The organism is Synechococcus sp. R55.2 (genome assembly GCF_047462075.1).
In the GTDB taxonomy this organism is placed as follows: Bacteria; Cyanobacteriota; Cyanobacteriia; order Thermostichales; family Thermostichaceae; genus Thermostichus.
On sequence record NZ_JANSIH010000371.1, the window covers coordinates 1 to 520 of the forward strand.

Annotated in this window: 1 protein-coding gene; it reads left to right on the forward strand. The window is 58.8% G+C overall.

Features of this window, described 5'->3' with window-relative positions:
- Window positions 1-478 (forward strand): hypothetical protein (locus tag NW838_RS11855; RefSeq protein WP_414428092.1); only part of this gene is annotated, 478 nt, incomplete at its 5' end.
- Between the last annotated feature and the right edge of the window lie 42 nt (window positions 479-520).

Consider the following 520-nt stretch of genomic DNA (forward strand, 5'->3'; position numbering starts at 1 on the left):
AGCGCCCAATGCTACCGCTGCGGCTATCAACCTAACGGTAACGGTGCCAGCTCCCACCTTTACCATGGCCTTTTCTCCCAACCCGCTTGGCCCAATTGGCCCAGCTCCCGTTATCGGCACCGGAACTTTGACGTTTACCATCACCAACAACGCTGCCATTCCATTGACGGGCTTGGCCTTTAACCACACCTTGCCGGGAGCGCCGCCTTTAACCGTAGGGCCTGGTGCACCTCCTCCCTTACCTGCTTCCTGTGGTGCTGGAGCTACCCTCACAGCGTCGGTGGGTGGGAACACCATTCAATTCACCGGAGGACAAGTGGCTGTCGGCGCAACCTGCACAGTGACCATCCCTGTCCAAACGGGACCTCTGACCTCACCCGGCACCTACACCTACCCCAACTCCCCAGTAACATTGACCAACGCTCAGGCCGCCCCTGCCACAGCAGGACCGGTAACCTGGACGGTTGTGGTGAATTAGTCCTTCAAAAGCAGCTCGGCAATTTGAACGGCGTTGAGGGCT